The 18,287-nt window shown below is 56.0% G+C and carries 13 protein-coding genes; 9 read left to right on the top strand and 4 right to left on the bottom strand.

Features of this window, described 5'->3' with window-relative positions:
• Positions 1 to 81: 81 nt before the first annotated feature.
• From ACLM45_RS12910 to ACLM45_RS12900, 3 genes are read left to right on the top strand one after another with little or no spacing between them, the layout of a single operon-like run.
• The gene (locus ACLM45_RS12910; protein WP_415409656.1) at positions 82 to 630 is read left to right on the top strand and encodes a hypothetical protein; all 549 of its coding nucleotides are present in this window, start codon (positions 82 to 84) and stop codon (positions 628 to 630) included.
• Positions 630 to 2,057: a phage terminase large subunit gene (locus tag ACLM45_RS12905; protein WP_415409654.1), complete on the top strand. Its 1,428-nt coding sequence runs from the start codon at positions 630 to 632 to the stop codon at positions 2,055 to 2,057. The genes ACLM45_RS12910 and ACLM45_RS12905 overlap by 1 nt, the downstream gene beginning before the upstream one ends.
• Positions 2,057 to 2,410 carry a hypothetical protein gene (locus tag ACLM45_RS12900; protein WP_415409653.1) on the top strand — a complete coding sequence of 118 codons (354 nt, stop codon included), beginning with the start codon at positions 2,057 to 2,059 and terminating at the stop codon, positions 2,408 to 2,410. The genes ACLM45_RS12905 and ACLM45_RS12900 overlap by 1 nt, the downstream gene beginning before the upstream one ends.
• A 395-nt stretch (positions 2,411 to 2,805) precedes the next feature.
• Here the strand turns inward: ACLM45_RS12900 and ACLM45_RS12895 are convergent, their stop codons facing one another.
• On the bottom strand, positions 2,806 to 9,912 hold the full coding sequence (locus ACLM45_RS12895; RefSeq protein WP_415409652.1) for an FG-GAP-like repeat-containing protein: 7,107 nt from the start codon (positions 9,910 to 9,912) through the stop codon (positions 2,806 to 2,808).
• 893 nt (positions 9,913 to 10,805) lie between these two features.
• Between ACLM45_RS12895 and ACLM45_RS12890 the strand changes: the two genes are divergently transcribed.
• A complete protein-coding gene (locus tag ACLM45_RS12890; RefSeq protein ID WP_415409651.1) occupies positions 10,806 to 11,159 on the top strand; it encodes a hypothetical protein in 354 nt (117 codons plus the stop codon).
• Positions 11,160 to 11,791: 632 nt separating this feature from the next.
• Here the strand turns inward: ACLM45_RS12890 and ACLM45_RS12885 are convergent.
• On the bottom strand, positions 11,792 to 12,160 hold the full coding sequence (locus ACLM45_RS12885; protein WP_415409650.1) for a hypothetical protein: 369 nt from the start codon (positions 12,158 to 12,160) through the stop codon (positions 11,792 to 11,794).
• A 938-nt stretch (positions 12,161 to 13,098) separates the two neighbouring features.
• Between ACLM45_RS12885 and ACLM45_RS12880 the strand changes: the two genes are divergently transcribed.
• Both ACLM45_RS12880 and ACLM45_RS12875 read left to right on the top strand, forming a co-directional pair.
• Positions 13,099 to 13,473, top strand: a complete 375-nt coding sequence (locus ACLM45_RS12880) for a hypothetical protein (RefSeq protein ID WP_415409649.1) — start codon at positions 13,099 to 13,101, stop codon at positions 13,471 to 13,473.
• The gene (locus ACLM45_RS12875) at positions 13,473 to 13,946 is read left to right on the top strand and encodes a DUF6998 domain-containing protein (protein ID WP_415409648.1); all 474 of its coding nucleotides are present in this window, start codon (positions 13,473 to 13,475) and stop codon (positions 13,944 to 13,946) included. The genes ACLM45_RS12880 and ACLM45_RS12875 overlap by 1 nt, the downstream gene beginning before the upstream one ends.
• A gap of 167 nt (positions 13,947 to 14,113) precedes the next feature.
• On the opposite strand, the gene ACLM45_RS12870 is transcribed toward ACLM45_RS12875, so the two are convergent.
• Positions 14,114 to 15,049, bottom strand: coding sequence for a calcium-binding protein (locus ACLM45_RS12870; RefSeq protein WP_415409646.1), 936 nt, complete (start codon positions 15,047 to 15,049; stop codon positions 14,114 to 14,116).
• A gap of 120 nt (positions 15,050 to 15,169) precedes the next feature.
• On the opposite strand from ACLM45_RS12870, the gene ACLM45_RS12865 reads away from it, so the two are divergent.
• Positions 15,170 to 15,382, top strand: coding sequence for a hypothetical protein (locus ACLM45_RS12865; protein ID WP_415409644.1), 213 nt, complete (start codon positions 15,170 to 15,172; stop codon positions 15,380 to 15,382).
• A gap of 231 nt (positions 15,383 to 15,613) precedes the next feature.
• Here the strand turns inward: ACLM45_RS12865 and ACLM45_RS12860 are convergent, their stop codons facing one another.
• Positions 15,614 to 15,751 carry a hypothetical protein gene (locus ACLM45_RS12860; RefSeq protein WP_415409643.1) on the bottom strand — a complete coding sequence of 46 codons (138 nt, stop codon included), beginning with the start codon at positions 15,749 to 15,751 and terminating at the stop codon, positions 15,614 to 15,616.
• A gap of 761 nt (positions 15,752 to 16,512) precedes the next feature.
• Between ACLM45_RS12860 and ACLM45_RS12855 the strand changes: the two genes are divergently transcribed.
• Together ACLM45_RS12855 and ACLM45_RS12850 are read left to right on the top strand one after the other, a co-directional pair.
• Positions 16,513 to 17,430: a hypothetical protein gene (locus tag ACLM45_RS12855; RefSeq protein WP_415409642.1), complete on the top strand. Its 918-nt coding sequence runs from the start codon at positions 16,513 to 16,515 to the stop codon at positions 17,428 to 17,430.
• Positions 17,430 to 17,867, top strand: a complete 438-nt coding sequence (locus tag ACLM45_RS12850; RefSeq protein ID WP_415409640.1) for a hypothetical protein — start codon at positions 17,430 to 17,432, stop codon at positions 17,865 to 17,867. Before ACLM45_RS12855 ends, ACLM45_RS12850 begins: the two co-directional genes overlap by 1 nt.
• The last annotated feature ends 420 nt before the right edge of the window (positions 17,868 to 18,287 follow it).

Genomic DNA, 18,287 nt, shown 5'->3' with positions numbered 1-18,287 from the left:
GCCCTGCATTTACAAGGCGTTTCCTATCGCGGAATCCAACAACACTTCGGGTGGAAGTCACTCAGCAGTGCAGAGAACTCTGTGAAACGCGGGGAGATCCTCGCGAAAAATTTGAATCTCGACAGTGAAAAGATCCGGCTGAAACTTGCGCTGTTCTTTGAAGAGATCTGTGACATCACGCTTGCCCAGATCAGGGATCAGCAGAAGGACGGGCAGATCACTCAGGTGGCCAACAGCGACGGCACCACCGTGGTGACCCGCCGCCGTGGCGTCGACACCCGTCTGCTGGGCGAAGCAGGGCGTGGCGCCATCCGGTTTGCGCAGTTCGCAGGGCTGATGGATGCCGACAAGAGCACCTCAGGCGGTGGAGAGGTGAGCACCAACGTGGTGTTCGTGAGCCCGCAGGCGGACCTGTCGGAATGGGACACCAGAACGGTGGACGTGACCCCAAGTGGTCCCGTTAGTGGTCCCACTCTGGAGGTCGCCCCTGACAACCCCAGTCAGGGAGCTGATGACCAACTGCTTACAAAGCAAATCGCCGCGGCCAATCCCGTGGATGGCGGACCCCCAGTGGTCGGTAACGACGAAGAACCGGGCACGACCCGCATCATCCAGCGAGGGCTTTTCTGATGACCGCTTCAGCGCCGCAGCAGATCACCCCCACGCCGATGCAGGCCACCATGCAGAAGGTGCCCCTGGATCACGACCTCATTGCGTGTGGTGGCCGCGGCAGTGGCAAGAGCTTTGGTGGTGAGCTGGTGGTGGCCCGTGACAGCACGGTGCTGCGGGAAAAGTTCAATTGCTTGATCGTGCGCCGCAGTTATGCCGGTCTGCAGGAACTGAGCAACAGCCTGAGCCGCACTCTGAGCGCCACCTATGGCCAGGTGCTGAGCTTCAACAAATCGGACTGGACGCTGCGGCTCCCCACCGGTGGAGTGATCGAGCTGGCGTACCTGGATCCCAGCAGGCCCCAGGCGATGCTGCGCCAACAGGGCCGCTCCAGAACGACGATCTGGGTGGATGAAGGCGGGCAATACAGCGACCCCGACATGCTCGACCAGCTGCGGGCCACGTTGCGGGCACCAGGGGGGACGCCCACCAGGTTCATCTTCACGGCCAACCCTGGGCAACAGGGCCATGCGTGGATCAGGCAGCGCTGGGTGCAGCCCGCGGGATTCCCTGCCCCAGATCAGCCCGTCAGGTTCTACTGCGAGGACACGGCCAGCAGCACCGTCTATATCGGCAGCAACATCGCGGCCAACCCGCACCTGGACTTTGAACAGACCAGGCGTCAGATCCAGATTGCAGCGGGTGGGGATCCTGAACTGCTGCGTGCCTGGCTTGAGGGCAGTTTTGAAGGCGATGTAACTGGCAGCTATTTCGGTGATGCCATGTCTCGCAGGCGCAACCTGCTGGAGCTGAATGGTGATGATCGCCCTGAGATTCCAACAGGATCACGGCTGCTGTGCTCGTTCGACTGGGGCATTGCAGCGCCATCGTGTGCGACGTTGTTCATCACGAATCACCCGCTGTTGCCGAGGGGCAGCCTGTTCGCGATTGACGAGTGTTATCTGGCCAAGTCCACTAGGGCAGGCGAGCCTGATTGGAATGCGGGGTTAGGGGCTAGCAACCTGCAGCAGTGCCAGATATTGAAGGAGTGGATCAGCCGATGGGGTTTGGAGCCACAGGATCTGAAGTGGATTGCGGATGACGCGTGCTGGAACCGCACGGGTCACGCGATGACCATTGGCGATGAGTTTCGGAAGGGTGGGATTCCTTTTATTCGTGCGGGGAAGTCATCGATGACGGAGGAGGCGGGCCTGGCCAGGTTGCGGACGATGTTGTGGGCCACGGATCGAGACGAAAGCCAACCGTGGATCAAGGCAAGCCGACGGTGCAGAGCATTTTGGGAATTGACGCCGCTATTGGCGAGGGACACCAAGAAACGTGAGCTGCTGGACCCGACGGCGATCACTCACAGCATCGACACCTTCCGATATGCCGTTAATTACTGCCAGAAGCCTTATCAGGTTGGTCGTGGACCGAGGGTGTGGTGATGGATGTTGTTGTGAAGGATGGAATTGTGGTTGGCGATTGTGTGCTGCTGAATTGCAGCGATAGTGCCAGCATTTTGAAAGCGCGAGATGTTGACGGTTGTCAGATCCGATTGGATGGGGAGGTGAAGAGTGTGAATGGTGATTGGTGCAAGGTGCTGGTGCGTTTAGAGGAAAACCGAGGAGTTTTTGGGGTTCATCCAATGAGCGTGATGTTGAACACAAGGCTGCGGGATGTGGAATTGATTGGTGGGTCGAATGTATGGAGCAAGTTGCGGGCCAAGGGGATTGACCGAGTGCGCAGTACAGGGTCTGATGAGTGCGAGTTCTGGGCGCCTTTGAGTGCCAACGCCTGAACAGTGGGGAACACTCAAGGCAGTCACGCCTGAACCATGAACTTCGACAAGCAGATGACCCTTGCGTTGCTTCAGGAACTACTGCTAGCCCTTCGTGCCAATGACCCTAATGGGTTTAAGGCTTGGCTGTCTCTAGGCATCGCACGGCTTTGAAAGGCTTAAGCCGTTAAGCGGAGTGAGAGCTAGACAAGATCCTTTTGGAGAAAGCAGGGGGCGTCAGTTACATCAACGGATCTCAGATTCTCCATGGTCCCCTGTTGAGTAAAAACAGTCGCCTGCTCCCATTGGAAGCGGCTCTAGTCACTCAAAAGATGAAACAATCAAGAATCTGATATGGAGGTTTTTCGCGTTGATCGATGATGCCCTTGTTCCTTTTTTACTGCATCTTGTCTGAATCAGAGGATCAAGGAGTTGTCGGGTAAGTCAGTGACTCCTTTGAGGTTGATTTGAAAGTCAGCAAAGAGGTCGTCGTCAATATTGAGTCTGAGGACAGCGTTGCTAAACCTTGCCTGGCCAATGTCTGAGAAGCGATCGGATCCAATGAAGACAAAGGCTTGATCACCGTTCGTGTTTGGATCGGCATCAATACGTGAGAGGTCGATGGTGTCGTCTGCTGTGAAATCAGTGATCTGATCTCTTGTTGCATTGGTTATGCCGGAGTCATTGATGGATTGAAAGAGAAAAGTATCGGCATCGCTGCCGCCGGTGAGTTTGTCTTTGTCTTCTTTGCCGATGAGTGTGTCGTTGCCGCCTTTGCCGTTGAGGCGATTTTTACCTGAATTGCCTTCAATTCTGTTGTCCAGGTCATTGCCAGTGCCATTGAGATTGGCAGTGCCAGTGAGGATCAGGTTTGCAAGACCGTCTGGAAGGGTCAGGCTTTCGGAGGACCTGATCGTTGAGGTGATGAGATCGTTGGTATCGATGATGAGATCGGCATTGTCACTGAGGGAACCCTGAGTTCCGGGCTGAGGGAGTGAAAGGATTGCTGGATTGCCGTTGGCATCAGTGATGGATCCGCCGTTGAGTTCGAGTGCTGTGGAAGAGAGCTGATCGAGATCCGGTGAGGAATCACCGTCTTGAACGGTGTATTGGAAGGAGAGGGTGTTGGTGCCTGAGCCGGAGATGAAGACCGCTTTGCGATCGATGTTGCCGGTTTCGAGCTGGAGAGTGGGTGTGCCGCCAGTGGTGTCAACGACAACGGGTTTTGAGAAGCCGATGGTGAGGTTGATGACAGCACCGATGGTGTAGATGCCATTGATGGCGGAAGTGTTCACGCCAGGAGCAGCCCCCGTGTTGCGGAAGAAGATGGTGTCACCGGCGGCATTGCCAATGAAGAGATCAGGGTCGCTGTCGTTATCAGGATCGGCAAAGGCCGGGCTTGCGTTGAAGCCCACATCAGTGATTCCAAAGGGATTGGGTGCACCATTGGCACCGCGTTCTTGGCTGTAGGCGGGAGCGGTAGAGCCTGGAGGGGCGTTGTTGCGGAAGACAAGGGTGTTGCCGTCTCTGTTGCCGATGAAGAGATCAAGATCGCCGTCGCCATCAATGTCGGTGAAGGCGGGGGCGGCGGAGAGGCCCACATCGTTGATTCCAAAGGGATTGGTGGCGGCTGGTGCGTAGGCGGGAGAGGTGGAGCCTGCAGCAGCGGTGTTGCGGAAGAAGAGCGTGTTGCCGCGTAGGTTGCCGATGAAGAGATCGAGATCGCCGTCGTTATCGGTATCTGTAAAGGAGGGCTTGGCGAAACGGCCCACGTCGGTGATTCCGAAGGGATTGGGTGCACCATTGGCCCCGCGTTCTTGGCTGTAGGCGGGAGCGGTGGAGCCTGGAGCGGCGTTGTTGCGGAAGAAGAGGGTGTTGCCGGCTCGATTGCCGATGAAGAGATCAAGGTCACCGTCGTCATCAATGTCGGTGAGAGTTGGGCTGGCGGCGCGACCTACATCGGTAATCCCGAAAGGATTGGTGACAGCTGGTGCGTAGGCGGGAGCGGTGGAGCCTGAAGCGGCGGTGTTGCGGAAGAAGAGGGTGTTGCCAGCTCGATTGGCGATGAAGAGATCAAGATCATCGTCGCCATCAATGTCGGCAAAGGTGGGTTTGGCGGAGAGGCCGACATCGGAAATTCCGAAAGGATTGCTGGCTTCTAAAACGTATGTGCGGGTGTCCGTGCTGACGGTGGGCTTGATGCCGTCGATCACCAGATCGGCATTGCTGCTGAGAGAGCCAGTTGCACCTGGATCAGCGAGGGTGAGGATGGCGTTGTTGCCTGCGGCATCAGCGATGCTGCCGCCGTTGAGTTCGAGTGCTGTTGAGGAGAGCTGATCAAGATCAGCGGAAGTATCCCCGGCTTGAACGGTGTATCGGAAGGTGAGGGTGGAGCTGCCTGAGCCAGATTCAAAGATCGCTTTGCGATCGGTGCTGCCGGTTTCGAGTTGAAGTGCGGGAGTGCCTGTGACGAAGACGATCTCATCAAAGGCAACGGTGATGTCGATGACAGCACCGATGCCGTAGGAGCCATCTGGTGTGGTGGAATCCACGCGAGAGGTTTGAGGGGCTGTTGTGTCTTTGGTGGTGGTATCTGTGGCTTGTGTTGCTGCATTGCCAGCTAAATCGCTGACATCGGCTTTGATGGTGAGCGTGCCGTCGTTCAGAGAAGAAAGATCCAGGCCAGTCACCGAATAGCTGTTGCTATTAACGGTGGCTGATGTGTCGACCGTATTGGTTCCATCGGTAATGGAGATCGAAACGGATTGATCGTCTTCTGCTCCAGAGGTGGTGCCAGAGATGGTGACGGAGCCATCTTCTGCTGCGTTGAGGAAACCATCACTGCCGTCGTTGATGGCAACAGAGATGGTGGGGGATGTGGTGTCTTTGGTGGTGGTATCTGTGGCTTGTGTTGCTGCATTGCCAGCTAAATCGCTGACATCGGCTTTGATGGTGAGCGTGCCGTCGTTCAGAGAAGAAAGATCCAGGCCAGTCACCGAATAGCTGTTGCTATTAACGGTGGCTGATGTGTTGACCGTATTGGTTCCATCGGTAATGGAGATCGAAACGGATTGATCGTCTTCTGCTCCAGAGGTGGTGCCATCGATGGTGACGGAGCCATCTTCTGCTGCGTTGAGGACGCCATCACTGCCGTCGTTGATGGCAACAGAGATGGTGGGGGATGTGGTGTCTTTGGTGGTGGTATCTGTGGCTTGTGTTGCTGCATTGCCAGCTAAATCGCTGACATCGGCTTTGATGGTGAGCGTGCCGTCGTTCAGAGAAGAAAGATCCAGGCCAGTCACCGAATAGCTGTTGCTGTTGACGGTTGCTGATGTGTTGACCGTATTGGTTCCATCGGTAATGGAGATCGAAACGGTTTGACCGTCTTCTACGCCAGAGGTGGTGCCATCGATGGTGACGGAGCCATCTTCTGCTGCGTTGAGGACGCCATCACTGCCGTCGTTGATGGCAACAGAGATGGTGGGGGATGTGGTGTCTTTGGTGGTGGTATCTGTGGCTTGTGTTGCTGCATTGCCAGCTAAATCGCTGACATCGGCTTTGATGGTGAGCGTGCCGTCGTTCAGAGAAGAAAGATCCAGGCCAGTCACCGAATAGCTGTTGCTGTTGACGGTTGCTGATGTGTTGACCGTATTGGTTCCATCGGTAATGGAGATCGAAACGGATTGATCGTCTTCTGCTCCAGAGGTGGTGCCATCGATGGTGACGGAGCCATCTTCTGCTGCGTTGAGGACGCCATCACTGCCGTCGTTGATGGCAACAGAGATGGTGGGGGATGTGGTGTCTTTGGTGGTGGTATCTGTGGCTTGTGTTGCTGCATTGCCAGCTAAATCGCTGACATCGGCTTTGATGGTGAGCGTGCCGTCGTTCAGAGAAGAAAGATCCAGGCCAGTCACCGAATAGCTGTTGCTGTTGACGGTTGCTGATGTGTTGACCGTATTGGTTCCATCGGTAATGGAGATCGAAACGGTTTGACCGTCTTCTACGCCAGAGGTGGTGCCATCGATGGTGACGGAGCCATCTTCTGCTGCGTTGAGGAAACCATCACTGCCGTCATTGATGGCAACAGAGATGGTGGGCGCCACACCGTCAATCACCAGAGCAGCATTGGCGCCAAGTGAGCCCGCTTCCCCTGGATCAGCGAGGGTAAGGATGGCGTTGTTCCCTGCGGCATCGGCGATGGTGCCGCCGTTCAGCTCGAGTGCTGTTGAGGAAAGCTGATCGAGATCAGCGGAGGTGTCACCGTCTTGAACGGTGTATCGGAATGTGAGGGTGGTGCTGCCAGAGCCAGAGACAAAAATCGCTTTGCGATCGGTGCTTCCGGTTTCCAGCTGAAGAGTGGGTGTGCCGCCTGTGGTGTCGACAACAACGGCTTCTGAGAAGGAAACAGTGATGTCGATGACATCGCCGATGCCGTAGGTGCCATCAGGGGTGGTGGAGTCGACAGGGGCTACGGGTGTGGCGGCGGTGTTGCGAAAGAAGAGGGTGTTGCCGACGCTGTTGCCGATGAAGAGATCAAGATCCCCGTCGCCATCGGCATCAGCAAAGGCAGGTGTGGCACGGGAGCCAACATCCGTAATCCCTAAGGGATTGGTGACAGCTGCGGCGTAGGCAGGAGTGGTGCTGCCTGGAGGGGCGGTGTTGCGGAAGAAGGCGGTGTTGCCGTAGTACTCACCAATAAAGAGATCTAGATCGCCGTCGCCATCAATGTCAGCCAGGGTTGGGCTGGCTGAGAAAGCAACATCCGTGATCCCAAAGGGATTGAATGCAGCTGCGGCGAATTCGGGCTCGGTGCTGCCTGGAGCGGCGGTGTTGCGGAAGAAGAGGGTGTTGCCGTCTCCGTTCCCAATGAAAAGATCAAGATCGCCGTCGCCATCGGCATCAGCAAAGGAGGGCTTGGCGAAACGGCCCACGTCGGTGATTCCGAAGGGATTGGTTTCAGCTGTAGAGAAAGCGGGAGAGGTGGCGCCTGGAGCGGCGGTGTTGCGGAAGAAGACGGTGTCGCCGGCTTTGTTGCCAATAAAAAGATCGAGATCGCCATCGCCATCGGCATCGGCATCAGCAAAAGCCGGGCTGGCGTTGAACTCAACATCCGTGATCCCAAAGGGATTGGTTTCAGCTGTGGCGTAAGCAGGAGTGGTGCTGCCTGGAGCGGCGGTGTTGCGAAAGAAAAGGGTGTTGCCGGCAATGTTGCCGATGAAGAGATCAAGATCACCGTCGTTATCGGCATCAGCAAAGGCAGGGCTGGCGAAGGAGCCAACATTCGTAATCCCAAAGGGATTGGTGACAGCTGCGGCGTAAGCAGGAGCTGTCGCAAAACTGCCCTGGCTGCCGGTGGGCCGGGTGGTGTCGATCACCAGTGCGGCATTGGCCCCTAGCGATCCTTGTTCGCCTGGATCAGCGAGGGTGAGGATGGCGTTGTTGCCTGCGGCATCAGCGATGCTGCCGCCGTTGAGTTCGAGTGCTGTTGAGGAGAGCTGATCAAGATCAGCGGAAGTATCCCCGGCTTGAACGGTGTATCGGAAGGTGAGGGTGGAGCTGCCTGAGCCAGATTCAAAGATCGCTTTGCGATCGGTGCTGCCGGTTTCGAGTTGAAGAGTGGGCGTGCCTGTGACGAACACGACCTCATCAAGGGCAACGGTGATGTCGATGACATCGCCAATGCCGTAGGAGCCGTCGGCGGTGGTGGAGTCAACGCCAGTGACAGTTGGCACCACACCGTCAATCACCAGAGCGGCATTGGCTCCTAGCGATCCTTGTTCGCCTGGTTCAGCGAGGGTAAGGATGGCGTTGTTCCCTGCGGCATCGGCGATGCTGCCGCCGTTGAGTTCGAGTGCTGTTGATGAAAGCTGATCAAGATCAGCGGAAGTATCCCCTTCCTGAACGGTGTAACGGAAGGTGAGGGTGGAGCTGCCTGAGCCGGATTCAAAGATCGCTTTGCGATCGATGGTTCCTGTTTCCAGCTGAAGAGTGGGTGTACCGCCAGAGGTGTCGACAACAACGGCTTCTGAGAAGGAAACAGTGATATCGATGACAGCAGCGATGACATAGGTGCCATCAGCGGTGGCAGAGGCGACTGGGGCTACGGGTGTTGCAGCAGTGTTGAGGAAGAAGAGGATGTTGCCTCGTGAATTACCGATAAAAAGATCGAGATCACCGTCGCCATCAGCATCGGCAAAGGCAGGGCTGGCGGAGGCTCCAACATCTGTTATCTCGAAGGGATTGGTTTCAGCTTCTGCGTAAGTGGGAGCAGTGCTGCCTAGTGAGGCGGTGTTGCGGAAGAAGAAGGTGAGTCCGAGGCCATTGCCGATGAAGAGATCAAGATCGCCGTCGCCATCGGCATCAGCAAAAGCCGGGCTGGCATAGGAGACAACACCCGTAATCCCGAAGGGATTGTTTTCAGCTGCGGCGTAAGCGGGAGAGGTGCTGCCTGGAGCGGCGGTGTTGCGGAAGAAAAGGGTGTTGCCGGAGTTAACGCCAATAAAAAGATCGAGATCGCCGTCGTTATCGGCATCAGCAAAGGCAGGACTTGCGAAGGAGCCAACAACATCAATCCCGAAGGGGTTGGTTGCAGCTGCGGCGAATTCGGGCTCGGTGCTGCCTGGAGCGGCGGTGTTGCGGAAGAAGAAGATGTCGCCGGACAAATCACCGATGAAGAGATCCAGATCACCGTCGCCATCGGCATCAGCAAAGGTAGGGCTTGCGTCGCTGCCAACATCCGTGATCCCAAAGGGATTGGTGACGGCTGTAGAGAAAGCGGGAGCGGTGGCTCCTGGAGCAGCGGTGTTGCGAAAGAAGCGCGTATTGCCATAAAACTCCCCAATAAAAAGATCTAGATCACCGTCGCCATCGGCATCAACAAAAGCCGGGGCTGCGTTGAAATCAACATTCTCAATCCCAAAGGGATTGGTGACAGCTGCGGCGAATGCCGGAGCTGTCGCACGCAGGCTTCCGGTAGGTCTGGTGGTGTCGAGTGAGGCCTCCACCGCAACGGCGATGCCATCAAGAATCAGGATCCGTTGATCGTTGTCTCGATAAGCCACGGGATCGGGACTTTCTCCGCGCAACAGGGCTGAGAAGATTGCGCCTTCATCACCAGCCGTGTCGGCTGAACCATTGAGGCGCCGATCGATGGCATGGCCGAGTTCCTCGAGCAGCACGGCCTCGATTTGCTCAGCGGTGGCCAGCTCCAGCCAGGCGGCATTGAGGTAGATGCGTTCCCCACCATCCGGCGCTGCGCTGGTGTAAGCAGCAATAAGGCCATCCATCGTTGTGACATCCAGGATCTGGACGCTGATCCCCAGACCGGATGCTTGGATCGAAGCCAGCAGAGCGGCACTCTTGGCGCTGGTGCTGGGCGGCACCCCAAACACCTGGCGCAGCAGGTCATAAAAGGAGTCTTGATTGCTGCTCCAAGTCGCCAGGCGACCTTCCACCAACAACAAAGCCTCGCTGAGGTTGGCGTTGGTGGATGTGGAGGTGCCTGTGAGCAGCAGTTGAGTCATCGCTCGGTCGATCCGCTTGTGTTGGATATGGGTTGAAACGACTTGAGCGGGGGTGATTGACATCGGCAGGAACGGCCGATGGCGATCAGATCAAGTCGTGCCGCCGCTCATGCTGTAGGCCAGTGAGAGAAAGGCTTCTTGCGGCCAAAAAGCGAATCCATTCACAGCTGCAATCGAATCAAATTCAGAGGCTTGATGGTTCCGTATTGCAGGTCTTGAGGCGTACCTACAGACATCAATATTTTTAGCGACGCAAGATACGTTTGGCACGCTTGTCGACTTTTCATCAGGGCTTTACAACCGTTCGGAAACGCTGGCGTCTGCAGATTCGGTGCACGAGTTATGCAAGCTGACGTTCCAAATACCTGGAGGCACAGGCGCCTCAGTTCGGCAGGTAGACGACCCAGGGCGATGACTGTCTGCTGCTAGGCCTCGGATACTGGGCAAACCAGAAAGCCGTGGCAAATGGCTGATGGAATCCAGTCCTTTGAGGAGCAGGAAGCGATTGCTGGGGGCGATTGTGCTGGATCGCCTGGATTCAGAAGACAGAGCAACTGCCTCGGTGGCAGGCGGGCTTTTTGAAAGTGGTCCCGCCCTCAAAAACGGGACCACTATTGGCACGTTCGGGGGATGTATAGGGCGCCCTCCATATCCAAGGTCCCAGACATAGCTTTAAAACCCTTGGTATGACTATGAATTTTTCTGCCTTCTAAGCAGTCGGTCGATGGTTCGAATCCATCAGGGGGCGTAAGTGATAGCAAAAGTCCTCAGGGATTCCTGGGGACTTTTGCGCTGATTATTATTCAACGTGCGCAAAAACGTGCGCAAAACTCTTAGCGTTAAGAGGGTCCACAGCTGGCTGGTCCAGCGAATTGCTAGAGGGGTTGTTGGTCATGCCAAAAGCCAACGCCGAAGCCACTTTCAAGCGAGTTGAACACCTCCAGGGAATGATCCTGGCCGGGCAGCCCAACACCGCTTGTCTTGCTTATGCGAGACATACGTGGGGGGTCTCCAGAGCGCAGGGCTACAAGCTCGTGAAGCGCGCCTGGGCGCAGATCAAGGACGACATCGACGAGAGCGGCATCGACCGGCAGGAGCTGCTGTCGTGGTCAATCCAGACGCTGATGGCCGCGGCTGGACAGGCGATGCAGCAAAAGAACCCAGGCGCTGTTGTGGCTTGCATCCGGCAGCTCGATCACATGACCGGCACCGGATACAACTCTCACCGCGGCCCACTACTGCGTTAAGTCGAATGATGGCCCTGGGTGCTGACCAGAAGGGCTTTCGCGGTCACTCGAACCACCACTCCCGGCGCTGACCCTCAACTGTGTTTACGTATTGCCTGGCTGCAGTACTGCATTCACGGAAAGAGGAAGGCCGCCCCTCCCAGGTGGAAGAGACGGGCTAGCTCGCTCGCTTGTGCATCTTTAACCCGCGATGTGATCAGGGGTTGAGAGGCCAGCCCACCTACGACAGGAATGGGGTGACCTCTCCTATTGCTCGCTTCCGACACCCCTGTGATGACGTAACAGGGGCCATGCCGTATGCCATTTCTGGCGTCGGGCGAAGTGTCGGGCCTTTCAAGCTCCTGGGGCCAAGGTTCCATGTAATGGACCTTCTGACTCAGTGTTGAGTGCCCCCCGGCAGTGATGGTGCCGGGATTTAGGGCAAGCCCATGGATGGTGAGAAAACTCGTGGAGCAGAGGCTCGAAAGGTCAGGCGACTTCTAAAACCTGCTCGGTTGGACCGTCGTCTTTCATTGACGCCTCCGATCTCGATGGACTCACTCTTGTCAGCGGGCACGCACAAGGCAATCAGCCTTAACGCTCATTGCCTTGTGGGCACCGACCATCTGATGTTGGGTTTGACGTGCTCGTCCTTAGAAGAACTTCTGCAAGACAGCAGGAATCTCCAAGTCCGCTGGTGAGTCGCATTGGCTGGCTTGTTCAGCAAGCTGCGCGAGAGCAACTGATTCCTCTGGAAGGGGGATGCTGCATTCGCAGACATTCTCTTTTTTGCGAGGGAAGCGATTGCCCAGAAAAAAGGGCGGCAACTCCCAATCGCGAGAAATCAGCTCCTCACCATCCCCATCTGGCCGAGCAATCTGGTGCTCCAGCTTGAGGTCAATAACTTCCCCCCAACTATTCCAAGGACGTTGATCATCCATAAAACGCTGGTCAGGACAGGGAATCTTGAGGATGTCGGCGGCTCTGCACATATGGCGAAACCACCAACCAGACCAGTTCATCTCCATTACATGGTCAGCAACCTCATCCACAGCACAAACACCAGTGGTGATGTGCCATGGCGCTGGCTTGGGATGAGCATGACGAGCTGATTTTTCTAGGAATGTCAAAAGGCGTGGCAAAGCTGTTTTAAAAAAGGCTCGCTTTCGCTTTGAACACGTCCCGTCAAGAGCAACGTCTTCTGTGACGGACCATGGAGTCCAATCCAGTTGGCTCTCGTCTGTGCCGCTGCCATTAGAGAGGGAGTCACTACCCATCAGAACGACAGCAGCAAGCCAGTAGGCAAAGGCGAGAGACCTAAACGCTGACGCTCGGCATTTATGACTTGGCGACCTTCTTCAAGGAGCTGTCGCCCTGCCTTCCGTCGTTTTGACCTGCACTCCTTGCCGTCCTGAAAAGTCTGAGCATCCTTCAGGCAAGCCTGAGTTGACTGGAACAAGGCAAGTCTCTGCTCATAGCTGCTGAGCAACCAATCGCGCCTCACTTGGAAAAGCTGCTGCTTTTGGTTCTCAGTCAGCTTTGCTTCCTCTTGCAACTGTCGTTCTTGCATTCGCTGTTGAATGCGACGTTGCAGAAAGGATTGAGCTTGACCCTCACTCTGATGCAGCGCGATTGCAGACAGAGCGAGACAAGAGATAAGGGGGATCCCGCTCAAGCGAGCAGGCGAAAACGTCCGAGGCGAGTGGCCATCGGTTGCGCCGAGGCCATCGGAACCAAGTTGTTTGCGCATTAGAAATCAATCCGCCTGTAAGGCGGTACGAGGTGTTCGGTTTAGTTCGAATGTCCTCAGACCCGCCATAGCGGGGATGTCTCGTCGGACAATTTGAAATTAGCAGTACTCGCGGGAGTTATCGGCCATCTCAACGGTCTTTAGGGCAACCGGCGCTGATCTGGCAGCCTGCGGGGCTTGTGCATCTTTAACCCGCGATGTGATCAGGGGTTGAGAGGCCAGCCCACCTACGACAGGTATTCAGAGAACATCAGCCGGAGCTGGATGTCCTCAATATGCCGTGCTGATCAAGGGCTGAAGAGCGACCGTACCGAGCTGATGGATCCCAGCATCGTGAAGCTGATCGTCGGGGTGCTCGGTTATGCGGCGGAGATGGAGCGGAAGGCGATCCTGAAGCGGACAGCAGAGGGCAGAGCTGTTGCACAGGCCGCCGGCGTGAAGATGGGTCGAAAGCGGACGTGGGATGCGGGGTTGGCCGCAACGGTGAAGGAGCTGCGTGAACAGGGCAGCGGTTACGGGACCATCGCGACGAAGCTGGGCATTACTAGCAGCAAGGTCCGCCGGATATTGGCGGAGGTGGGCTGATGGACCCGATCGATGCGCTGGCGGTTCTCCGGTTGGTACCGGAGCTGTTTCAGATCACCAAGGCCCTTGAGGTTGCAGCCCCCGGACGGCACTTCACCCCGGATGGCCATCTTGTGGGAAGCATTGGTGAGGCGGTCGCTGCTGCTCGGTATGGGCTGGATCTAACCACCGCAAGCACCAATGGTGTTGATGCTCACCACCGTGCAAGCGGCCGATCCGTCGAGATCAAGGCAACAGTGAGTGGGAAGTCCATCGCACTACGCGGGATGGAGCCAGAGGCTGAGCACTTGCTGGTTCTTCGGATCAATGGAGATGGCAGTGCGACGGAGGTTTACAACGGTCCTGCTGCACTGGTTTGGGCTGCTGCGGGGAAGGTTCAGAGCAATGGCCAGAGGGTTGTGAGTGTGAGCCGATTGGTGTCGTTGAAGTCGAAGGTCTTGAAGGAACAGATGCTGCGAGAAGTGGGTTGGTGACTCAGTTCGACGTCGCATCTTCCAGTCAAACGTACTTGGCTTTTAATAAGCTTATTCCCGTTAAGTTATGAGCAAAAGTGTTTAGTCGAAGCGTTGTAAAAAGAAGGCACCTTGATAGGTGCCCGTAAGAAATAAATAAGAAAGTTTTGATTGCTTATCTGGGCTAATCAGACGAATGCAAAGTCGTCGGGGAAATCAAACTCATCGTTTTGAGAGACTACTGTTGTTTTCCCTTCAACATTGCCGTCGGAATCGAACAGAGTAACGGTGAAGGCTTGGTTTCCATCGGTGAATTCAACATCAATGCGATCTGCGAGATCTGCATCAATAGCAATGGTGTCCTCTCCGCTGGTGAAGTCACGAATTGAATTAACGGAATTCCCTTCGAATTGATCAACAGTCCAGTAAAGGACGTCTGCTCCCGAGCCCAGTTCTACGATGTCACTGCCGGCACCAACGCGAACCAGATCATCGCCATCACCAGCTTGAATTAGATCATTACCTGCACCGCCGCGGATAAAATCTGCTCCTGAAGAGCCTGCTATTTGGTCTTCACCAGCACCTCCACTGACGTAATAAGAGAAGTCACCCGAGAGGCCACCCTCTCCAATGGTGCCGCCGGCAGCATCAGAAATGGTGCCAACTGCGGTAGGTGTGTTCAGATCAACAATTCCATTGTTTGACAGGGCGCCGTCCAGGTTCGCGATGACTATGCCTTCAAAATCTTCGGCAACCTGGAAGACTGTGCCCGATGCATCAATAACGTTACCGCTGGCATCAACAGCGTTTCCAATAACGAATGCATCAGTTGAATCACCGCTTAGTTGGATCACAGCACCAGTTATTCCTGAAGCAACTTGTACAAATCCCTCTTCAGGGCCATTAATTAGAACGGGGAATTCTGCGCTGCTATTTACGTCTGTGACGACGAAGCTTTCGCCATTGCTTCCTGTTATCTCTGAGCCAGCTTCAGGGTTGATAGAAGTTTCAGCACTCAGCGGAGGTACTACCGGAACTTGTGTCCTTGGCCCAGCTGTCCTTGGCCCAGCATTTTCATTGGCATTTTCGTTGCCGATCAGTCCGGGGGGGAAGAATGTTGACACTGTTTAATAATAGTAAGACGGTTATTACAGCAGTTTTACTTCTTGAATTTCGTTTCAGTGGACAGCCAGGGTGTTGTCAGCAAGCTTTTTCAAGGTCTTTCAATGCGAAGTCTCGCCGGTATGCTGGATTTTCTGAGCTTGTTTGGCGGCAGCTCCCGTTGTGATGCAGTAGTCCTAATTGATCGGGAAGGGGGGATTGGTGGGGCGGCTGGCATCGGTGGTTGTTTGGCGGACGCATCCCATTGCAAAGAGGAAGGCCGCCCCTCCGGATGGAAAGACGGCCTACGTCGCTCGTTCATGCATCGTTCAACCCTTGAATTGATCAGGGTTTGAGAGGCCTTCCCACCTACGACAGAAATGGGGCGGGCTCTCTTATTCCTCGCTTCCGACACCAACTGTCCTTTGATTCCCGTAAAGGGCAGAGGTCAAGTCGTAGTGCCATTTCTGGCGAGGGTCGAAGCGTCTGGCGTGTTGGCACCTGGGGCCATTTAGTCCAGGGGTGTGGCTGATGAAGCTCCAGGGCACCTGTGGCGGTGCAAGTGGGAGTGTCGATTGGCGTGGCTCTCAGTTGATGCCTGCCAAAGGACCAGCCTCACGGATGGGTGGAAACTGTTGGAGCAGGGGCCAGTAAGTCAGTTTGCTTCTGCTGTTTGCTGTGGTGGAGTGTTGTCCGTCATTGGCTCCTCCGATCTCGATGGACATACTTTCCACCCGTCAGCAGTTAATGGCTATCCGCGTTAACGCTCATTGCCTTCTAGTGCGAATCGGCTGAGTGTGGGAATGGCGTGCCACCCGGTTGGGCCTGGGAGTTCCAGTCCAGTGAGCACACGATCCCCCCGGACGCTCCTGATGTGGTTTCAGCCGCTCGATGGCTGTCGTGTCGTTCGGTCTTTTGGTCTCGGCAGACTGGCCTATGGCTAAGAAAACCGCCGCAGCACCACAACCTGCAGTCGCTGCCGGGCCGGAGATCCGCGAGCCGACCCAGACGCAGGCGTTGATGCTGGACGCCCCCTTCGCTGATGACCTGTGCGTCATTTCAGCCCGGGGTACAGGCAAGAGCTGGGGGATTGTGTTGGTGGTGGCCAGGGACGCCGCGCACTTCAAGGAGCGGTACAGCTGCCTGATCACAAGAACGACGTTCCAGGGCCTGACGGAATTGCAGGGGTTGCTCTGGCGTTATCTATCGGTGGTGTTCCCCGGGACGACCTACAGCGGGTCTGACATGACCTTCAGGTTGGGCGGGAAAGACATGCCCTTCGGGAAGGTCGAGCTGGCTTACACCGGCGCCGGCCCCGGGGAGCAGGTCAAAGCGTTGGCCAGGCTCCAGGTCGATCGTTTATCTGCGCGATCCACGATGAGGTCGGTAACCATTTCGATTCAGCCTTCATCGATTCGGCTGCTGCAACGCTGCGTGGCCCTGCCGGCGTACCGACCAGGACGATCCTGGTGGGCCGTTCCATCCGGTGCTGCAGGCCCGTTATGGCATCCCTGCTGGTTATCCGGAGCCCGGGCGGGCCAGCCGGTTCTTCTCGGAGGATCTAGGGAAGCACTGCATCTTTGCCACGTTCACGGCGGCATCGAACCAGCACCTCGATCTGGATCAATACATCCGGAACATCAAGGTCGCCTGCGCGGAAGATCCTGCGCTGCTGGATGCTTGGCTCCATGGCCGGCTTGATGTCGATATCGCCGGTGCGTTCTTCGGGAGCAGCTTCAGTGTCCGCCGGAGCCTGCGTGATGTGAGGCCAGGGGGGATTGCTCCAGAAGATCTCCAGCGTGCGTTCGTTTGCATGGACTGGGGATGCTCAGCACCGAGCGTTGCGTATTTATGCCTACCAGATCCCGAGGGTGCGCCGAAAGGGAGCATCTGGCTTCTGGATGAGTTCTACGTGGCGGCGAGCACGGCCGGTGGCCAACGGGACTGGACTCGAGGGATGTATCTGAGCAATGCGGAGCAGGCCGCCGGGATCATCGAATGGCTGGAGCGCTGGAAGCTGAACCCGAACACCACAAAGGTGATCGCTGATGACGCCGTGTTCAACGCAACGGGCTCCGATCGGGGATCCACTGCCGGGGACTTCAAAGCTGCAGGGTGCCGGCTGCACCGGGTCGGAAAGATGAACGCCAGGGAGATCAACGGGTTGGCGCTGGTCAGAACAATGCTGCAGGCCGCTGGTCGGGATCCTGAGACGCCTTGGCTTCAGTGGAGTGGTGCTTGCCAAGGGCTGATGAACACGTGGCCAACGCTGCCCCGGCACCCCCGGGATGTGGAGCGGATCGCCGACGGGTGCGCGAATCACAGCCTTGATGCGGTCAGGTACGGCGTGATGTGGCAACGGGCCAAATGGCAGTCCGGCGGTAGCAATTACAGGGTCTGGTGATGGACATCAAAGGCTTTGTTCCAAAGGCATTGCAGTGGCAACAGCAGATGGCTGCAGCAGCACCGGCATGGGCTGCAATCCGTCAGCGGATGGATGAGTCAGCTGCAGTGAAACAGGACCGCCTGAGCCGATTGTGGGAGGGGTTCAGTACCGGTGACGTGGTGATCTTGGGTCCGGCGATAACAAAAGAGTCGTACGGATTGAATCTCTGCGACGACAGCGGCGAATCGATATTGATGGATGGTGTGTTGATGGCCATCGAGGGTGAGTTTGCCCGTATTCGTGTCGGCCGCCATCAAGGCAAAGCAGCACCCGGGCGTGGGCCAATGGTGGGTGAACTGCATTTGATTAAGCGCAGCGACATCATCCGGGTCAGCGATAAGCCGCCAACCCTTTGGGGTGATGCCAAGTCAGTAATGGCGGTGTTTTTGTTTTGAGATCCCCCATCTAGGAAGGAACTTAATCGCTCCGCCGTTTCTGATGGGGCAAGCCTAATGATGTTTTTTGAGTGTTCATTTTAGCGCCTGATTTTTACATGATTGCGCTTGTATTCACGATTAAGCTTATTCCCCCTGATCTCTTTCCCTCTGAAAATCAAAATCAACAGTAATTTTTTTTGCCTGCGTAATTTAATTTGATTCTCGGTCGTATACCTGATCAAGGGTCAAGCATATTCGACCACCAAAAGACCAAAAATAAAGTTTTTATTGAGGACCTCTCTATCAATCAGCAAGAAGCAATGCAGAAAAAACAATTACGTATAAATACTTAGCCCGATCAGTGTTTTAAGCTGTTAGCAGTGCTGCAAAGGGTATGCTTATTGGGCATTCATTCGAAGACGCAACACAATCGAAGCT

It is taken from the genome of Synechococcus sp. A10-1-5-9 (assembly GCF_047716785.1).
Lineage (GTDB): Bacteria > Cyanobacteriota > Cyanobacteriia > PCC-6307 > Cyanobiaceae > Synechococcus_C.
Note: the sequence above shows the minus strand (reverse complement) of the source record. Positions and strands in the feature narration are given on the sequence as shown.